Source organism: Haloferax sp. Atlit-10N (assembly GCF_003586325.1).
Taxonomy (GTDB): domain Archaea; phylum Halobacteriota; class Halobacteria; order Halobacteriales; family Haloferacaceae; genus Haloferax; species Haloferax prahovense.
This window is the reverse complement of sequence record NZ_PSYX01000003.1, coordinates 268,267-284,399: the sequence shown is the minus strand read 5'-3', so window position 1 is coordinate 284,399 and position 16,133 is coordinate 268,267. Positions and strand designations below refer to the sequence as shown.

Genomic DNA, 16,133 nt, shown 5'->3' with positions numbered 1-16,133 from the left:
ATCAGGGGACTCCCGGGGCCCTCAGATGAGCCCCAGTATCCACCGGGTGACTTCGGAGGTCGCGAAGAAAGCGCCCTCCAAGCGGGACAGGACCCGCCCCGTCCAGAGCGCGGCGACTATCAGGAGCGTGACCGCGACGAGCCACGCGAACGTTCCGAGCGCCGACCCGCTCACCGCGAGCGGGCTAGCGACCGCCGCGACGCCGACGATGCCCGTGATGTTGAGGATGTTGCTGCCGACGACGTTGCCCACCGAGACCCCGAAACTCCGCTGTCGGAGCGCGACCAGCGAGACGGCGAACTCCGGCGTCGACGTCCCCGCCGCGACGATTGTCCCGCCGATGACCCACTCGGAGACGCCGGCACCACGGGCCAACCCCGACGCGGCGAGCACCATGTAGTCGCCGCTCACCAACACCAGACCCAACCCGCCCAGGAGGAACACGGCGTCTCGTCCGGGGAAGTCGATTCGTTCGGTTATCGGGCGGGTCACGCCGCCGTCGCCGAGCGACTGGTCGGTCGCGCCGTCCCCGTCTGACTGGGACCCCCGGAGCAGGTACGCCGTGTAGGCGACGAACGCCCCGACTAAGAGGACGCCTTCGAGCCTCGTGACCCGGAGGTCGAACAGGACCAGTCCGCCGAGGAGCGTGCTCGCCAGCAGTGCGAGGCCGTCCCGATAGACGAGCGACTCCGCGACCGGAATCACCCGGAGCAGAGAGATGACGCCCAACACGAACGCCAGGTTGTAGATGTTCGAACCGAGGACGTTCGCGACCGCGATGTCGCCCAACCCCTTGTACGCGGCGTCGACCGCGACCGAGAGCTCCGGCGTCGAGGTCCCTATCGCGACGATTGTCAGTCCGATGGTAAGTTCCGAGAGCCCGAACCTCCGAGCCGACCGGACGGCGGCGTCGACCAACAGCCGCGCGCCGACCCAAAGCCCCAGTACTGACACGAAAATGACGCCGATTTGAACGACCGGCCCGCCTCGGAGCATGGTACTGGGTTCTCGGGAGTCGAGTAATCAATGTTGGGCACCGGCGACCGCGCGATGCCAATCGGCCGACGACCGACCTATTCCTCGGGCGCGCTGGCGACGATGTCGACGCCCGACGACGCGCCGATGCGCTCCGCGCCGGCTTCGAACATGGCGACCGCCTCGTCGTAGGAGCCGACCCCGCCGGAGGCCTTGACGGGCAGGTACTCCGCCATGAGCGCCACGTCTTCGACCGTTGCACCGCCGTCGGCGAAGCCGGTGGCGGTCTTGACGAAGGCGGCGTCGGCCTCGACGGCGGCCTCGCAGGCGCGGTGTTTCTCCTCCTCGGTGAGGAGCGACGTCTCGATGATGACCTTCACCGGGATCGGGACGGCCGCGACGACCTCGGAGATGTCCTCGGTCACGAGTTCGTCCTCGCCGGCTTTGAGCCGGCCGACGTTGATGACCATGTCCAGTTCGTCCGCGCCGGCCTGCCACGCGTCGACGGCCTCCTCGCGCTTGGCCGTGGTCGTGTTCTGCCCGTGGGGGAAGCCGACGACCGTCGCCAGCAACACGTCCGGAGCGTACTCGCTCGCCTCGCCGACGTAGCACGGCGGGATGCAGGCGTTCATCCCCCACTCGTCGGCGTCGTCGAGGACGGCCTCCACGTCGGCCATCGTCGTCTCGGGTCCGAGGACCGTGTGGTCGATGCGGGCGGCGAGGTCGGCTCGGTTCATACCCTGTCGAGGCGACCCGAGGCTAAAGAACGTAAGGCTTTCACGCCGCCCCGCCGCGCCTCCTGCATGGCCATCCTTCCCGAGGGGTTCGCGCTCCCGCCGCTTCCCTACCTCGTCGTCCTCGTCGCGGGACTCGTCGGCGTCGGCGTCGGACTGAGCCGCACGCGCCCGACGGTCACGCCCGCCCACGTCGCCGCACTCGTCCCGTGGATGGTGTCGGGGTCGGCGCTGCACGTCCTCTACGTCATCGACGCGCTCCCGCCCGCGGTCGAACCGCTCGCCGGCACGCCCGCGGTCTACCTCTCCGTGGCCGTCGCCGCCGGCGCGACGTGGCTCGCGCTCGACGCGGCCGACCTCGCCTCCCCGACGGCGCTCGCGGTTCCCGGACTGCTCGTCGCCGCCGGACTCTCGGGCTTCGCGCTGTTCATCGGTCTGGCCGCCGGCACGCTCTCCATCGTCTGGCCCGGCGTCGCCCTCGTCGCCGCGCTCGCGGTCACTCCGCTGACGTGGCGAGTCGTGACCCGGGTCGCACCCGACGCGGCCGCCGCGGGGTCGCTCGGCCTGCTCGCCATCTTCGGGCACGCCCTCGACGCGCTGTCGACCGCCGTCGGCATCGACGTGCTCGGCTTCGGCGAGCGGACGCCGCTGTCGCGCATCATCCTCGAAGCCGCCGCTGCGCTCCCGACCGCCGAGGTCATCGGCGTCGGCTGGCTGTTCGTCCTCGTGAAACTCGTCGTGGCCGGTTTCGTGGTCGCCCTGCTCGCCGACTACGTCCGCGAGGACCCGACCGAGGGGTCGCTCCTCTTGGGTCTCGTCGCCGCCGTCGGCCTCGGCCCCGGCGTCCACAACCTCCTGCTGTTCGCCATCGCCGGCTGAGGTTCGGGCCGGGTCGCGACCGCGCCCCGCGTCCACGCTTTGTTTCTCCGCGCTCCGTAGTCGCCCGACCCGGGAGAGTTATCCCACCGGCGAACCGACCTACGCGGACGCATGTCCCGTGTCATCTGCGCCGGCCACGTGAACTGGGACGTCACCCTCCGCGTGGACGCGCTGCCGGAGCCCGACGGCGAGGCGACCGTCGAGTCGCGGGTCGGCGCGGGCGGCGGGAGCGCCGCCAACGTCGCCAGCGGCCTCGTCGGTCTCGACGTGCCCGCCGCGCTCCTCGGGAGCGTCGGCGACGACGAACACGGCCACGCCGCCGTCGCCGAACTCGCTTCGAAGGGCGTCGACTGCCGCCACGTCGTCAGCGTCGACCGCGGCCCGACCACGGTCAAATACATCGTCGTCGACGCCGCTGGCGAGGTGTTCGTCCTCGGTTCGCCCGGCGTCAACGAGGCGTTCGAGGCGACCGACCTCCCGACCGACCCGCTCGCGGCGGCCGACCACCTCCACCTGACGAGCCAGTCGCCCGACACGGCCGCGACGCTCGCCAGACGGGCACACGAGGTGGATACGACGGTCAGCTTCGACCCCGGTCGGCGCGTCGGCGACCGGGGCTACGCCGACGCCCTCCGCGAGGTTGACTACGTCTTTCTCAACGACCGAGAGGCCGCAACCGCGCTCGGCGAGGCGGCGGTCGAGCGCGGCCGAAGCGCCGGCTCGGAGCCCCCGTCCGAGGTCGCCGAGGCGCTCGCGCGGACGACGCTCGTCCTCAAACACGGTCCGCGCGGCGCGGAGGTCAGAGACGGCGACGACCGACACGTTCACCCCGGTTACCCCGTCGACGCGGTGGACACGACCGGCGCGGGCGACGCCTTCGCCTCGGGCTTCATCGCCGCCCGCCTCGACGGGGCCGCCTACGAGCGGGCGCTGGCGGTCGCCAACGCCTGCGGCGCGCTCACCGCGGCCGAGCCGGGCGCGCGGACGCAACTCAGTTGGCGGCGGCTGGACGACCTCGTCGAGGGCTGAACCGACCGCACGCCTCGGTTCGACACCGTTCGGTTCCGACCCGACAAATTTTATCCCCACCAGTCATTCGTCGGGACGATGTTAGACCAGCTCCCGGTCGCCGTCGCCGTCCTCGACGCCGCGTCGAGCCTCGGTGCGGTCGCCGGGCGACTGCTCCTCGGCGCGGTCGTCGGGGTCGCGGCCGCGGTCGTGATGGCCATCCCGATGTGGCGACAGGACGAGGGCTTTACCCCCGCCTACGTCGCCGCGGCGGTCGTCCGACGGACGACGCCCGACGAGGTGAGCTTCGGCGACGCCAACGTCGTCCACCACGCCGCCGGCGCGCTCGCCGGCGTCCTCTACGCGTTCGTCTACCTCGCGACCGACGCCGTCGCGCCGGACCTCGGGGTCGCCGGCGTCGACCTCCCGTCGCATCTCGTCGCGACCGCGGTCGTCGTGGCGTTCATCTACGTCGCGTTCGCCCGCTTCGTCCTCCCGCGCGCCGGCCGGCGAATCTACGAGGAGCGCGCGACGGCGGTGCGCGGGCAGTGGCTCCGCTCTTCGCTCGTCTTCGGCGCGACGTTGCTGGTCCTCGCGCCGGCGCTTTTCACCGGGTTCGCGTGACGGCGGCTCGGTCGGTCGGCCGAGCAGTCGGCCGGCCGTTCCAGCCGATCGCACCCGCCCCCGTTCGAACCGCGTCGTTTTTGCCCGCGACCCGAGTCGGTCGGTACATGGCGAAACAGCCCCATCTCCTCGTCGAAGAAGGCGACGTGAACGACATCGCGCTCATCCCGGGCGACCCCGGGCGCGTCGACCGCATCGCGAAGCAGTGTGACAACGTCGAGGAAGTCGCGCAGAACCGCGAGTACAAGGTCGTCAACGCCGAGTACGAGGGCGTCCCGCTCACCATCTCCTCGACCGGTATCGGCTGCCCCTCGGCGGCCATCGCCATCGAGGAACTCTCCCGCGTCGGCGTGGAGACGTTCATCCGCGTCGGCACCATCGGTGCCTTGCAGGCGGACATCGAAGTCGGCGACATGATAGTCGCCACGGGCGCGGCCAAGGAGGAGGGCACCTCGAAGCGCTACGAGTCCGAAGTCTACCCGGCCGTCCCCGACTACGACGTGCTCACGTCGCTCGTCGACTCGGCGGAGGCCAACGACGAGGACGTCCACGTCGGCCCCATCGTCTCCGACGACGCGTTCTACAACGAGTCCGACGAGTACGTCGACGACTGGAACGCCGCCGGCTTGCTCGCCATCGAGATGGAGGCCGCGACGGTGTTCTCGCTCGCCCGCCGGAAGGGCCTCCGCGCCGGGGCTATCTGCACGGTCGACGGCAACCTCGTCGCCGGCACCCAGAAGGGAGCCGACTCGGACGAGGAACTCCCCGAGAAGGCCAAGAACAACGTCGAGCGCGCCATCTCCATCACGCTCGACGCCGTCACCGACCTCGCGTAACCGAACCGTGGACCTGCGCCACCTCGCGGCCCGAGCGGTCGCACGCGCCGGCGCGCTCCGCGCCCGGCTCCGCCGGATAGAGCGGCGTGAGATGGTGGCGTTCGGTCGGTGGATAGAGAACACGAACAACCTGCTTCACCTCTCGATTCTCCTCATCATCCCCGTGCTCATCGCCGGGGTGACGTTCGTCTCCAACTCGGTCAGCACGCTCTCGTTCCTGCTGTTCCCGCCGCTCGCGTCGGGGTCGTACACGCTGTTTTCCGACCCAGAGGGGCGGTACGCGTCGCCGGTGAAGTTCGTCGTCGCACTCACTATCGGCGCGCTCTGCGGCCTCGTCGCGGTCGGTTTTACCGGGTGGACCTACGGCCCGACGGGGACCGCAATCGTCCACCCGTCGGCGGCGGCGCTCGCCATCTTCCTCGCGGGGGTCACGACGTGGCTCCTCGACGTGGAAGCCCCCTCCGCGTTTTCGACGGCGCTCCTGACGCTCGTCACGGGCGACGTGAACCCCGAGGAGTACGTGGTGAGCATCTTCTTCGCCAGCGTCGTCATCGCCATCGCGTTCACTATCTGGCGCGAGCAGTTCTACGAGCGCCGCGCGGAGTACCTCTACGGGACCGTCCGCGGCGACGACCACGTGCTCGTCCCGATGCGCGGGGAGGCGGCGACCCAGACGGCCTTCTTCGCCGCCCGACTCGCCGCCGCCCACAGCGCCGGCAAGGTCGTCCTCCTCGACGTGCTCCCGCCGGCGGCGACCGCCGAGGGCGACGCGGACGCGGAGACGAACGCCGGCGGCGAACTCGACACCGACGCCGACGCGTCGGTCGAGCGCCTCGAATCCTGCGCGCACCAACTGCGGACCCGACTGGGCGTGCCCGTGGAGGTCGCGGTCGCCCGCGGCGACCCGTTGACCGCGACGACCGAGGCCGCGGCGAACACCAACTCGGACCTCGTGGTGACGCCCTACGAGGAGGATCGCGGCCTGCTTTCCGATTACATCCGCGGCCTCTTCGGCGGGTCGTACGACACCGTGGCGTTTCGCTCGACCGGTGAGACCACCCGCTGGCGGCGCATCCTCGTCCTCGTCTCGCGGCCGGGCGACTCTGCCCACGCGATGATAGACTTCGCAACCCGCCTCGCCGGGCAGACCGGGAGCGTGAGCGTCACGACCTGCATCTCCTCCGAGGTCGAGCGCCGGCCCGCGGAGTCGAAACTCGCCAATCTGGTCGAAACCGCAGACGGGAACATCGAGACGCGGGTCGCCCGCTCCGACGTGACCGACTTCATCGCCTCGAACGCCGCCACCTACGACCTCGTGGTGCTCGGGTCCAGCGGCGACCGCTCGCCCGCCTCGCGGTTCATCTCGCCGCCGACGTTCGAGCGAATCCGCGAGATAGACTGCGACGTTGCGGTGTTCGACCGCGGGCACTGAGCGCGCGGTCGTAGAGTCAGAGCGGAGGCGGCGCGCGGTTACGAGCGGTTCGTCTCGTCGGTGTCGTCGGTCTCGTCGGCCGCACCCTTCCCGTTCGTCTCGACCGTCTCGTCTACGGTCGGGTCGGTGGGCTGTTCGTCGAGCAGCCGTTCCTCGATGGTTTCGAGGCCGCTCCCGCCGACGGCGGACTCGGCGAGGAAGTGACCGCCGAGCGCCGCCGGGCTGATGACGGTGTTGGCCCCGGCGCGGCGGAGCTTTCGCTCGTTTTCGCGCTGGGTCGCCGCCGCGACGATGTGCACGTCGGGGTTGAGCTGTCGCGCCGTGAGGATGGCCAGCGCGTCTTCGGCGTCGTTGTTGGTGGCGACGACGACCGAGCGGGCGGCGTCCACGCGGGTCCGCTGGAGCGCCTCCTCGTCGCTCGGGTCGTCCGTGACCACGTCGTAGCCGCGGTCGGTGAGGCGCTTGGCGCGGCTCTCGTCGGGCGTGACGATGACGACGCGGGCGCGGTCGCCGAGCTCTTCGAGAATCGGTTCTGTCAGTTCCCCGTAGCCGAGGACGAGGACGTGGTTCTCCAGGATGTCGAGTTGTGATTCGGTCATGCGTCCGAGTGCTTTGGTGAGTCGCGCTTCGATTGCGGGCGTGAGCAGGACACCGAGCGCCACAGCGAACGTCGCCACCGTGAGCAACAGCGCCGAGATGCCGAACAGCTTTGCGATGGCGGTCTGCGGCGTGATGTCGCCGTAGCCGACCGTGCTGCCGGTGACGACGCCGAAGTAGAACGCGTCGAACAGCGTGTCGATGCCGTTGAACTGCTCTCTGAGCGCCCACGCCCCGGCGGTCGCGTAGGTCTGTGCGCCCGCGATGGCGAGCAGGGCCGACAGCTGTGTCGCCGTCAGGTCGAGGTCGCGGTCGAACGCCCTGTGGTTGAAAAGCAGGAGCGCGAGACTGATAAGCGAGAGGCCGACGAGGGGTGCCGCCCGTTCCGGCGACTGGATGAGCCCCTGCGCGGCAGTCACCGGGAGCAACACCGCGGTCGAGTACCACGCGGCGCGGTAGCGTCGGCGGAGTCCGAAGACGCTCGCGAGGAGCAGAAAGCCCGTCAGCGTCCCGGTGAAGCCGGCGGTGATGCGGACCGCTTCCGGGATGTACGGTGCCAGCACGCCGCCGGTGACCGGGGAGCTGATGTTGAGGATGCCGATGGCGACCGATAGGACGGCGGCGAAGAACACCGTCCCAATCGTCGCGCGGGCACCGACCCACTCGCGTACCGAAGCCATGTCTCTCCCAGTTCTGGCGTCCGAGGCCAAAAACGGTCGGGTATCGGCCTGTCACGGGCGCGTCGTCACGTCTTTATTCCGTCGGCGAGTGTACCGGTCCATGGCTTCACTCCCCGTCGAAGTCGTTTACGGGCTGTACTTCGGCATTCTCACCGGGCTCGTCCCGGCCGCCGTCGCGTGGCTCCTCGGATTCGGCTTCCGCTACGTCACCGGCGTCACCGTTCCGGGCCTCGCCGTCGTCGTCCTCAGCGTCGCCATCGCGGGCGCGAGCGGCGGTCTCATGGCGCTGGCCGACCCGACAATCACCCAGTCGGAGAGTCAGGTCAGGCTGACGGTCGCGCTGCTTGTCGTCTTGATGGGGTCGCTGTACGCGCACAACCGCGGGGACGCCTTCGCCAACGACATCCCGCGGAAGATGTCGCTGCGAAAGCTCACCGAGCGGTCGCTCTCGACCGACGTGGTCGAACTCGTCGGCGGCCGCGGACAGGTCAGCGTCACCGTCACCGGTGAGGTCGGCGACATCGAGGGCTACCCGCCGGTCCCGCTGGACATCCGTACCAGTATCCGAAACGGCGAGTGGACGTTCCCCGCCGACATCCCGCTCGTGGAACTCGAATCGCGGTTCGCCGACCGCCTGCAGAACGAGTTCGACCTCGCCGCCGTCGAGGTCAGACTCGATGAACGAGCCCGTGCGACCGTCTCCGCCGCGGCCCCGGTCGGCGGTCTCTCGAAGCGCCTCCCGACGGGCAAGCGCGCGGTGTCGGTGACGGCGCTCGTCCCGACTGGACTCGCGCGCGGCGACGAGGTGGTCGTCGTCACCGACGGCGGCACCGTCCCGGCGAGCGTCGCCGGAGTCGAATCGGTCGTCGAGACCCCGAGCGACGCCGACGAGGACGAGGACGACGCGGACGCCCCGAAGGCCGCGCCGCGCGCGCCGACGGCCGTCGGCGGCGAAGGCCGCGTCACGCTCGCGGTCGACCGAGGAAAGGTCGAATCGCTTCTCGGGAGCGACGTGAAGCGGTTCATCGTCACCTCCCGCGGCGTCCGCCGGGAGTTCGAACTCGTCTCCCTGCTCCGCCGCGCGGGCAAGCGCTTCTCGCGGCTCTCGGTCCGCGCCGAGAGCCCACTTGACGGGGTGACACTCGGGAAGGCCGGCGTCCGCGACGGCTACGGTGTGGCCGTTCTCGCGGTCCGCCACGGCGGGAACTGGACGATTGCGCCGCGGGGAGACCAGGAGATTTCCGCCGGCGACACGCTCTATGCGGTCGGGTCGAGAAGCGACCTCACCGGCTTCGAGGAGGCGGTCGCGTGATGTTCGCCGCCCTCGCCTCGGCCGCCGGGCCCGCTTCGGCCGCACCCGCCGCCGACCTGCTCGCGGCGGTCGGGGGGTCGGCGACCGCCGGACAGGTGTCGATTCCGCCGGCGGACGACTCGCTCGTCCTGCAGATTCTCCGGTTCGTCGGACTCGTCGTCGGCGCGTTCGTCGTCTCGGCGATCGCCTCGCTGCTCTACCGGTGGTACACCCGGGAGATAATCCCGCGGGCGCTTTCGGTCCTCTTCGGCGGGGCGGTCGTCGCGCTCTACCTGAACACGATCGGCCTGTTCGGCGCGTTCACCACCGGCACCGAGACCGAGGTGTTCCAACTCGACACCGTCCTCTTCAACACCGTGTCGCTCCTTGGCGGAGCGCTTATCGCGCCGGTCGGCCGCGTCGCTGGCGACCGACTCGCGACGGACGTGTTCGCCGTCGCGGGCGCGAAGGAACTCGACGCCGACGTGAGCCGACTGGTCCGGACCGTCGGCCGCGTCACGTCGGTGACGCTCCCCGAGGACATCGGCGACATCGAGGGGTACGACCCGGTCGGCGAGGCCGTCAAGACCCAACTGAGCGGCAAGACGCTGCTGTTCCCCCGGCGGCTCAGCGAGGCCGAGTTCCGCGACCGACTCGCGACGCGCATCAAGGACGACCACGGCGTCGGTCACGTCGACGTGGAGTTCGAAGCCAGCGGGAACGAGGTGTCGTACCTCGCGCTCGGCAGTCGCGCGGCCGGCCTCGGGCCGACGCTCGCACCCGGCACCGTCGCGGTCGCCATTCGCGGCGACCCCGGTTCCGGCGCGGCCGCCGGCGACCCCGTGCAGGTCTGGTCGGTTCCGAAGCCGGCGGCTGACGACGAAAACGACCCGTCGGGCGACGCCGTCGCGGGAGCGACCGACGCGACTGAACCGGCCCAGTCCGCCGAACCGACGACCGAGACGCCTCCCAGCGGTTCGGGGTCGTTGTCCGACGGCGGCACCGACGCGCCGGCCGCACCGTCCGCACCGACCCGCGTCGCCTTCGGCGAACTTCGCGGCGTCGCCGACGACGTGGCGACCGTCGCCCTCGACGAGGAGGACGCCGACCGCCTGACGAGCGGCGAGCAGTACCGACTCGTGACGCTCCCCGCGGACCCCCACGTCGACCGCGAGTTCGCGTCGCTCCTCCGGAACGCCGACGAGACGATGGCGGTCACGACCGTCGCACCGGGTGCAGACCTCGACGGACTAGCGGTTTCGGACGTGGACACGACCGTCGTCGCCATCCGGTCGGCGAACCGCCCGGTGGACGCGATTCCCGGCCGGGGACGCGAACTGGCGGCCGGCGACACGCTCTACGTCGTCGGCCGGCCGGAGGTCCTCCGAAAGGTCGAACGCCGGGCGACGACCGACACGAGCCGAACTGACGGTGGGGGCGACGGAGACGGAGACGGAGACGAAAACGGCGACTCCGACGGCGACGCGCCGCGGTCGTCAGGGGCGCAATCCTCATGAGCGCCGGGCGACGAGACGGGAGTATGGAGTGGAAGCTGTTCGCCGACCTCGCGGAAGTCGCCGGCACGCGGACCGTTCGGGTCGACGTCGACGGCGACGCGACCGTCGGCGACGCGCTCGACGCCCTCGTCGGGGCGCACCCGGCGCTCGAATCGCGGGTGTTCGGCGACGACGGTGAACTGTACGACCACATCAACGTTCTGCGAAACGGCGAAGCCGCCGCGCTCGGCGAGGAGGCCGCCGCCGGCGACGAACTCGCGCTCTTCCCGCCGGTCAGCGGCGGCTAGCGCGCCGGCGCGTCGGAGCGCCGAGCGAACCGGCGAATCGAAACCATTCTCGGATTCGACCCACATCCCGCGAGCGGCGGCTCCGTCGGCACTCGTGGGCGGAAGACGAAAACGAGGCCACGGGGTCGAAACGAGCGGCTCGTCGGGGCGGAAACGGGTCGTTCGGGAGTCGGAAAAGAGAAAACGGCGGGAACGCGTCGCGGTCGGACTCGAAACGGGAGGGCGGCTTCGAGGGTCGTTACTCGCCCGGACGCGGCAGCGCCGTAAACAGCGTCTGGACGATGGAGAAGGGGTCGTAGATGGACTGGTGGCACTGGCAGTAGACCCCGTTTTCGCCGCCGAACGTGGCGGAACTGGCCGTCTGCTTGTAGCCGGGGACACAGCAGAAGTGGGTACACTTGTTGAGCCACGCGATGACGCCCTGGTCCGTCGAGGCGGCGAGCCACTCGTTGTCTTGGGCGGCCTCTTCGATGCGCGTCGAGCGGAGCACCTGAATCGGAATCGTGTCCTCGGCGTCTTGGGAGCGCCAGGTGCCGGTCGCGGGCATCCCGATGCCGGCCTGTCCGATGCCGTTGCCCCAGGTCTCGTACTCGTCGAAGTCGTTGACGTTCAGGCGGTCGCCGGCGCTGTACGTCTCGGACTGCCAGTCGTACCCGCCGTTGTCGGAGCGGAAGTAGTTGTCAGACTCGTAGGTCGGGTTCAGGCCCTCGTAGGTCTGCACGCCGCAGTACTGGTACCAGTCCTGCGAGTAGGTGACGCCCGTCCCCTGGTAGTCCTCGGTGAGGGCGAGTTCGACATCCACACCGTTCTGGGTGATGGTCTGTACCTCCGGCCAGACGCCGCGGATGTAGCCCTCGTCGTCGATCTCAATCGGAATCTGCGGCATGCCGCGCGGTGCGGGACCGCCGGTGTTCTCGATGGCGTACGCCTGCGTCGGCCCCCCACCGGTCCCGGTGGATGACGTTGCGGTGTTGATGGCGGCCGCGCCTGTCGTTCCCACGCCCGCGAGCGCCGCTCCCCCGACGACGCCCTTGACGAACCGACGGCGACCCGAGTCGGCGGGGTACTTGTCGCTATCGCTCATACTCCCACCTTCGAGGCGGCCAGTAAAAGCGTGACGAATCCACCGTGGTAGTGCGCCCCACGAAACGGCCGCCAGCGAGGGGGTTCGACCGCTCGAACGCGCGGAATTCGTCGGTCGTCGAAAACTGGACGAAAACGTTCGTAACGTTCGTTTAGAACCGACTTCCGGGCAAATTTTCGACGTTACTCGTGGCCTTTTAGAATGTGCTACTCGTATCCGAGTACGATGCGATTGCACACCAGAGACGTGCGGCAAGATGTTCGCGAGCTCGGGGCGTTGCTCGGGGACGTGCTCGAAGCGCAGACGTCGACGGCGTCGTTCGAGACGGTCGAAGAGCTTCGGCAGGCGGCCATCGCCTACCGGAAAGGCGAGTCCGGGTCGCGCGAGCGGCTCTACGACGTGGTCGGCGACCTCGAACCGGAGCGCGAGAGCGTCGTCGCCCGCGCGTTCACCACCTACTTCGAACTCATCAACCTCGCCGAGGAGCGCGAGCGTGTTCGCGTCATCCGCGAGGCGTCACAGGAGGGGACGCTCGAAGACGGTATCCTCGACACGCTCGACGCGCTGGACGACGAGGAGGTCGACGAGGAGCTTCTGGGACGGGTCCTCGAAGACGTGCTCATCGAACCGACGTTCACGGCGCACCCGACCGAGGCCCGCCGCAAGACGGTGAAATCGAAGCTCCGCTCCATCGCCAACCGGCTGGAGACGCTCGACGAGCGCCGCCTCACCGACCTCGAACACGACCAGGAGTGGCGGCACGTCGTCGCCGAGGTGACGAGCCTCTGGCAGACCTCGCAGGTCCGCGACCGCCGCCCGGAGCCGACCGACGAAGCCCGCAACGTCCAGTGGTACCTCGAAAACACGCTTTTCGACGTTGTCGGCGAGGTGTACGAGGAACTCGAAGAGGAGCTTCGGGCCGAGTACCCCGGCCTCGACGTGCCGAAGCTGTTCGAGTTCCGGTCGTGGGCAGGCTCCGACCGCGACGGCAACCCGTTCGTCACGCCCGAGGTGACAGAGGATACGCTCGAACGCCAGCGCAGCGTCGCCCTGGAAAAGTACAGCGACTCGCTCAAACGTCTCTCCGGTGTGCTGAGTCAGGACGCGACGCGAATCGACCCCGGCCACGAGCTCGAACGCTCGCTGAAGGCCGACCGCGAACTCCTCCCCGTCGTCGCCGAGGAGGCCGACGAGCGCTACCCCAACGAGCCGTACCGCCAGAAGCTCAAACTGATGCGCGAGCGACTCCGCCGCGTCGAGGACGTGCGGCCGAACGGCTACGCGGACGAGAGCGAACTCTTGGCCGACCTCGAAGTCATCGACGCCAGCCTCCGGCGGACCGGCGCGGCGCAGGTCGCGGACGTGTACGTCGAGCCCCTGATGCGGCAGGCCGACACGTTCGGCTTCACCCTCGCCAGCCTCGACCTCCGCGACCACCAGGAGAACCACACCGAGGCCGTCCACGAGGCGCTCGCCCACGAGGGCCTCGACTACTACGGGAGCTCGGAGGAGGAGCGCGTCGAACTCCTCACCGACGCGATTTTGCAGGAAGAACCGGTCGTCGACCTCGAAGACCCCGGTGACATCTCCGAGACGGCCGAGCGCGTCCTCCGCCGGTTCCGCAAGCTCGGCGAGTGGCAGCGCGAGTACGGCGTCGGCGCTATCGACACCTACTGCATCTCGATGACCGAAGAGCCGTCGCACGTCCTCGAAGTGCTGTTCCTCGCCGACCAAGCGGGCGTGGTCTCTCTGCCCGACCACTGCGGCATCGACGTGGTCCCGCTCCTCGAAACCGAGTCGGCGCTCAACGGCGCGCGCCGAATCATGGGCACGCTGTTCGAAAACGAGGCCTACGGGACGGCGCTCGCCGCCCGGAACGACGTCCAGGAGATTATGCTGGGCTACTCCGACTCGAACAAGGAAAACGGCTTCCTCGCGGCCAACTGGGACCTCTACAAGAACCAGCGCCGCCTCGCCGACATCTGCGACGACTTCGACGTGACGATGCGGCTGTTCCACGGCCGCGGCGGCTCCATCTCCCGCGGCGGCGGTCCGATGAACGAAGCCATGCTCGCGCTCCCGAACGAGACCGTCACGGGACAGATTAAGTTCACCGAGCAGGGCGAGGCCATCGCCGAGAAGTACGCCAACCCGCGAATCGCGGAGCGGAACCTCGAACAGATGCTCAACGCCCAGATTCGCGCCCGCCTGCAGGCGATCCGGACGCCCGAAGAGGAGGTGCCCGACCGCTGGGTCGACGCCATGGACACCATGGCGACCGCCGCCCGCGAGGAGTACCGGAACCTCCTCGAATCCGACGGTTTCGTCTCCTACTTCGAGCAGGCGACGCCCATCACCGTCATCGAGGAACTCAATCTCGGCTCCCGGCCGGCCTCTCGGTCCGACGAGCGCAGCGTCGAGGACCTCCGCGCCATCCCGTGGGTGTTCTCGTGGACCCAGTCGCGGTGTATCCTCCCCGGCTGGTACTCGCTGGCCGCCGGCGTCAACGCCTTCCTCGAAGACGGCGGCGACATGGACGACCTCCGCGAGATGTACGACGAGTGGGCGTTCTTCCGGAGCACGTTCGACAACGCCGCGATGGCGCTGGCGCGCACCGACCTCGAAATCGCCACGGAGTACGCGAACCTCGCCGACGAGGAGCTCCGCGAGGAGTTCTTCACCCGCCTCACCGAGGAGTACGAGGACGCCGCGGACCTCATGCTCGACATCAGCGAGCGTAGCAGTCTCCTGAAGCGCGAGTGGCTCGAAGAGAGCCTCCGCCGCCGCAACCCCTACGTCGACCCGCTGAACCTGCTGCAGACGCACCTGCTGTCGCAGACCCACCGGACCGACGAGGAAGAACAGACCCTGCGGCTCACGGTCAAAGGAATCGCCGCCGGGATGAAGAACACGGGATAACGCGATGCCGACGCCCTCGGCCACCCGCCGAGACCGTCGTCGCCGCGCCGTCGGAACCGATTAGGCCCGACGGAGATCGTACGGGTTCGAACAGACCGGACAGGTCTGCCGCGCGACGCGATACTCGCTTTTTAACCGCTGTCTGACACCGTCGAAGTCGGCGTCGCCCTCGTATCTCGATTCCACTTCCTGTCCGCAGTGCGGGCACACCACCACCGTTACCATATTCGCCAGTACGGCCGAGTCCATCATATATGTTCACCCTGTTTGTGGCGGGGACCCACGGCCCGCTCTATCAGGGATTCGTCGGTGACGAAGACGACACACAGCGGGCCGTTCGCGGCGAAAAATGAGGATTCTCAGCGTCACCGGTATCGGTCAGGGTTGAGTCGACTCAGGTCAGGCGTGGTTCCACGGCGCTTCCTCGAAGTCGACGATGCGGTGGGTCGAATCGAGGTCGTCGATGGCGGCCACGTCCTCGTCGTCGAGGTCGAGGTCGAGCGCGGCGAAGTTGTCGCGGATGTGGTCGGGTGAGGCGGCCTTCGGGATGGGCGTCGCACCCTTCTCGATGAGCCACGCGAGGGCGACCTGCGCCGGCGAGGCGTCGTGCTTCTCGGCGATGTCGACGATGACCGCCTCGTCGGCGACTTGGTTGCGCGCGATGGGCGAGTAGGCGACCAGACGGTGGTCGTGTTTCGCGGCGTGTTCGCGGAGTTCGCGCTGCTGGAGCATCGGGTGCATCTCGACCTGGTGGGCGAACACGGACGCGTCGAGCGTCTCGATTGCCGATTCGAGCTGGTCGGGTCGGAAGTTGCTCAGGCCGACGTTGGCGATGACGCCCTCCTCGACGAGTTCGTCGAGGGCCGCGAGCGTCTCGTCCTCGTCGTAGCTGTCGAGCGGCCAGTGAACGTACAGCAGGTCGATGGTGTCGACGCCGAGCTTTTCGGCGGACTCGCGGGCGGTCTCCAGCACGTCGTCGTGGCCGAGGTTGTCGGTGTCGAGCTTCGTCGCCACGAACACGTCGTCGATGTCGACGTCGGATTCGGCGAGCCCCTCGCCGACGAACTCCTCGTTGTGGTACATCTGGGCCGTGTCGACGTGGCGGTAGCCAACGTCGAGGGCGGTCTTGACGGCCTCGACGCACTCGTCGCGGTCTTCGAGCTTGTACGTCCCGAAGCCGAGTCGCGGGAAGTCCTTCATGCACGGGTGGTCGTGGGCGGGCGAGTCAAATCCTGCGGTTGCGGAAGTCGTGCGTACACTTACCACCGCT

The 16,133-nt window shown here is 69.1% G+C and carries 14 protein-coding genes; 9 read left to right on the top strand and 5 right to left on the bottom strand.

Annotated features, from left to right (window positions below; all coding sequences use genetic code 11):
* Positions 1–21 precede the first annotated feature (21 nt).
* Complete coding sequence (locus C5B91_RS12170; protein WP_008095203.1) at positions 22–996, bottom strand: sodium:calcium antiporter; 975 nt, start codon at positions 994–996, stop codon at positions 22–24.
* A gap of 77 nt (positions 997–1,073) precedes the next feature.
* Positions 1,074–1,712, bottom strand: a complete 639-nt coding sequence (gene deoC, locus C5B91_RS12165; RefSeq protein ID WP_115819385.1) for a deoxyribose-phosphate aldolase — start codon at positions 1,710–1,712, stop codon at positions 1,074–1,076.
* A 66-nt stretch (positions 1,713–1,778) separates the two neighbouring features.
* On the opposite strand from deoC, the gene C5B91_RS12160 reads away from it, so the two are divergent.
* From C5B91_RS12160 to C5B91_RS12140, 5 genes are all read left to right on the top strand, one after another.
* Positions 1,779–2,588, top strand: a complete 810-nt coding sequence (locus tag C5B91_RS12160; protein ID WP_049967774.1) for a DUF63 family protein — start codon at positions 1,779–1,781, stop codon at positions 2,586–2,588.
* 111 nt (positions 2,589–2,699) lie between these two features.
* Positions 2,700–3,617, top strand: coding sequence for a carbohydrate kinase family protein (locus C5B91_RS12155; protein WP_049967775.1), 918 nt, complete (start codon positions 2,700–2,702; stop codon positions 3,615–3,617).
* Between the two features lie 78 nt (positions 3,618–3,695).
* A complete protein-coding gene (locus C5B91_RS12150) occupies positions 3,696–4,220 on the top strand; it encodes a hypothetical protein (RefSeq protein WP_008095199.1) in 525 nt (174 codons plus the stop codon).
* A 107-nt stretch (positions 4,221–4,327) separates the two neighbouring features.
* Entirely contained in the window at positions 4,328–5,056 is a 729-nt protein-coding gene (locus C5B91_RS12145; RefSeq protein ID WP_008095198.1) for a nucleoside phosphorylase, read from the top strand.
* A gap of 7 nt (positions 5,057–5,063) precedes the next feature.
* Positions 5,064–6,488 carry a universal stress protein gene (locus C5B91_RS12140; RefSeq protein WP_008095197.1) on the top strand — a complete coding sequence of 475 codons (1,425 nt, stop codon included), beginning with the start codon at positions 5,064–5,066 and terminating at the stop codon, positions 6,486–6,488.
* Between the two features lie 38 nt (positions 6,489–6,526).
* On the opposite strand, the gene C5B91_RS12135 is transcribed toward C5B91_RS12140, so the two are convergent.
* Positions 6,527–7,765 carry an NAD-binding protein gene (locus C5B91_RS12135; protein WP_008095195.1) on the bottom strand — a complete coding sequence of 413 codons (1,239 nt, stop codon included), beginning with the start codon at positions 7,763–7,765 and terminating at the stop codon, positions 6,527–6,529.
* Between the two features lie 100 nt (positions 7,766–7,865).
* Here C5B91_RS12135 and C5B91_RS12130 point away from each other — a divergent pair, with 100 nt between their 5' ends.
* From C5B91_RS12130 to samp1, 3 genes are read left to right on the top strand one after another with little or no spacing between them, the layout of a single operon-like run.
* Positions 7,866–9,077 carry a potassium channel family protein gene (locus C5B91_RS12130; RefSeq protein WP_049967776.1) on the top strand — a complete coding sequence of 404 codons (1,212 nt, stop codon included), beginning with the start codon at positions 7,866–7,868 and terminating at the stop codon, positions 9,075–9,077.
* Entirely contained in the window at positions 9,077–10,573 is a 1,497-nt protein-coding gene (locus tag C5B91_RS12125; RefSeq protein WP_115819384.1) for a cation:proton antiporter regulatory subunit, read from the top strand. Before C5B91_RS12130 ends, C5B91_RS12125 begins: the two co-directional genes overlap by 1 nt.
* Before the next feature lie 23 nt (positions 10,574–10,596).
* Entirely contained in the window at positions 10,597–10,860 is a 264-nt protein-coding gene (gene samp1, locus C5B91_RS12120) for a ubiquitin-like modifier protein SAMP1 (protein ID WP_008095188.1), read from the top strand.
* A gap of 238 nt (positions 10,861–11,098) precedes the next feature.
* Here samp1 and C5B91_RS12115 read toward each other — a convergent pair whose 3' ends face one another.
* Positions 11,099–11,944 (bottom strand): hypothetical protein, encoded by an 846-nt coding sequence (locus C5B91_RS12115; protein ID WP_008095186.1) that lies wholly within the window; start codon positions 11,942–11,944, stop codon positions 11,099–11,101.
* A gap of 225 nt (positions 11,945–12,169) precedes the next feature.
* On the opposite strand from C5B91_RS12115, the gene ppc reads away from it, so the two are divergent.
* The gene (gene ppc / locus C5B91_RS12110; protein WP_004974804.1) at positions 12,170–14,863 is read left to right on the top strand and encodes a phosphoenolpyruvate carboxylase; all 2,694 of its coding nucleotides are present in this window, start codon (positions 12,170–12,172) and stop codon (positions 14,861–14,863) included.
* Between the two features lie 399 nt (positions 14,864–15,262).
* Here ppc and C5B91_RS12100 read toward each other — a convergent pair whose 3' ends face one another.
* Positions 15,263–16,063: an aldo/keto reductase gene (locus C5B91_RS12100; protein WP_008095183.1), complete on the bottom strand. Its 801-nt coding sequence runs from the start codon at positions 16,061–16,063 to the stop codon at positions 15,263–15,265.
* Positions 16,064–16,133: the final 70 nt, after the last annotated feature.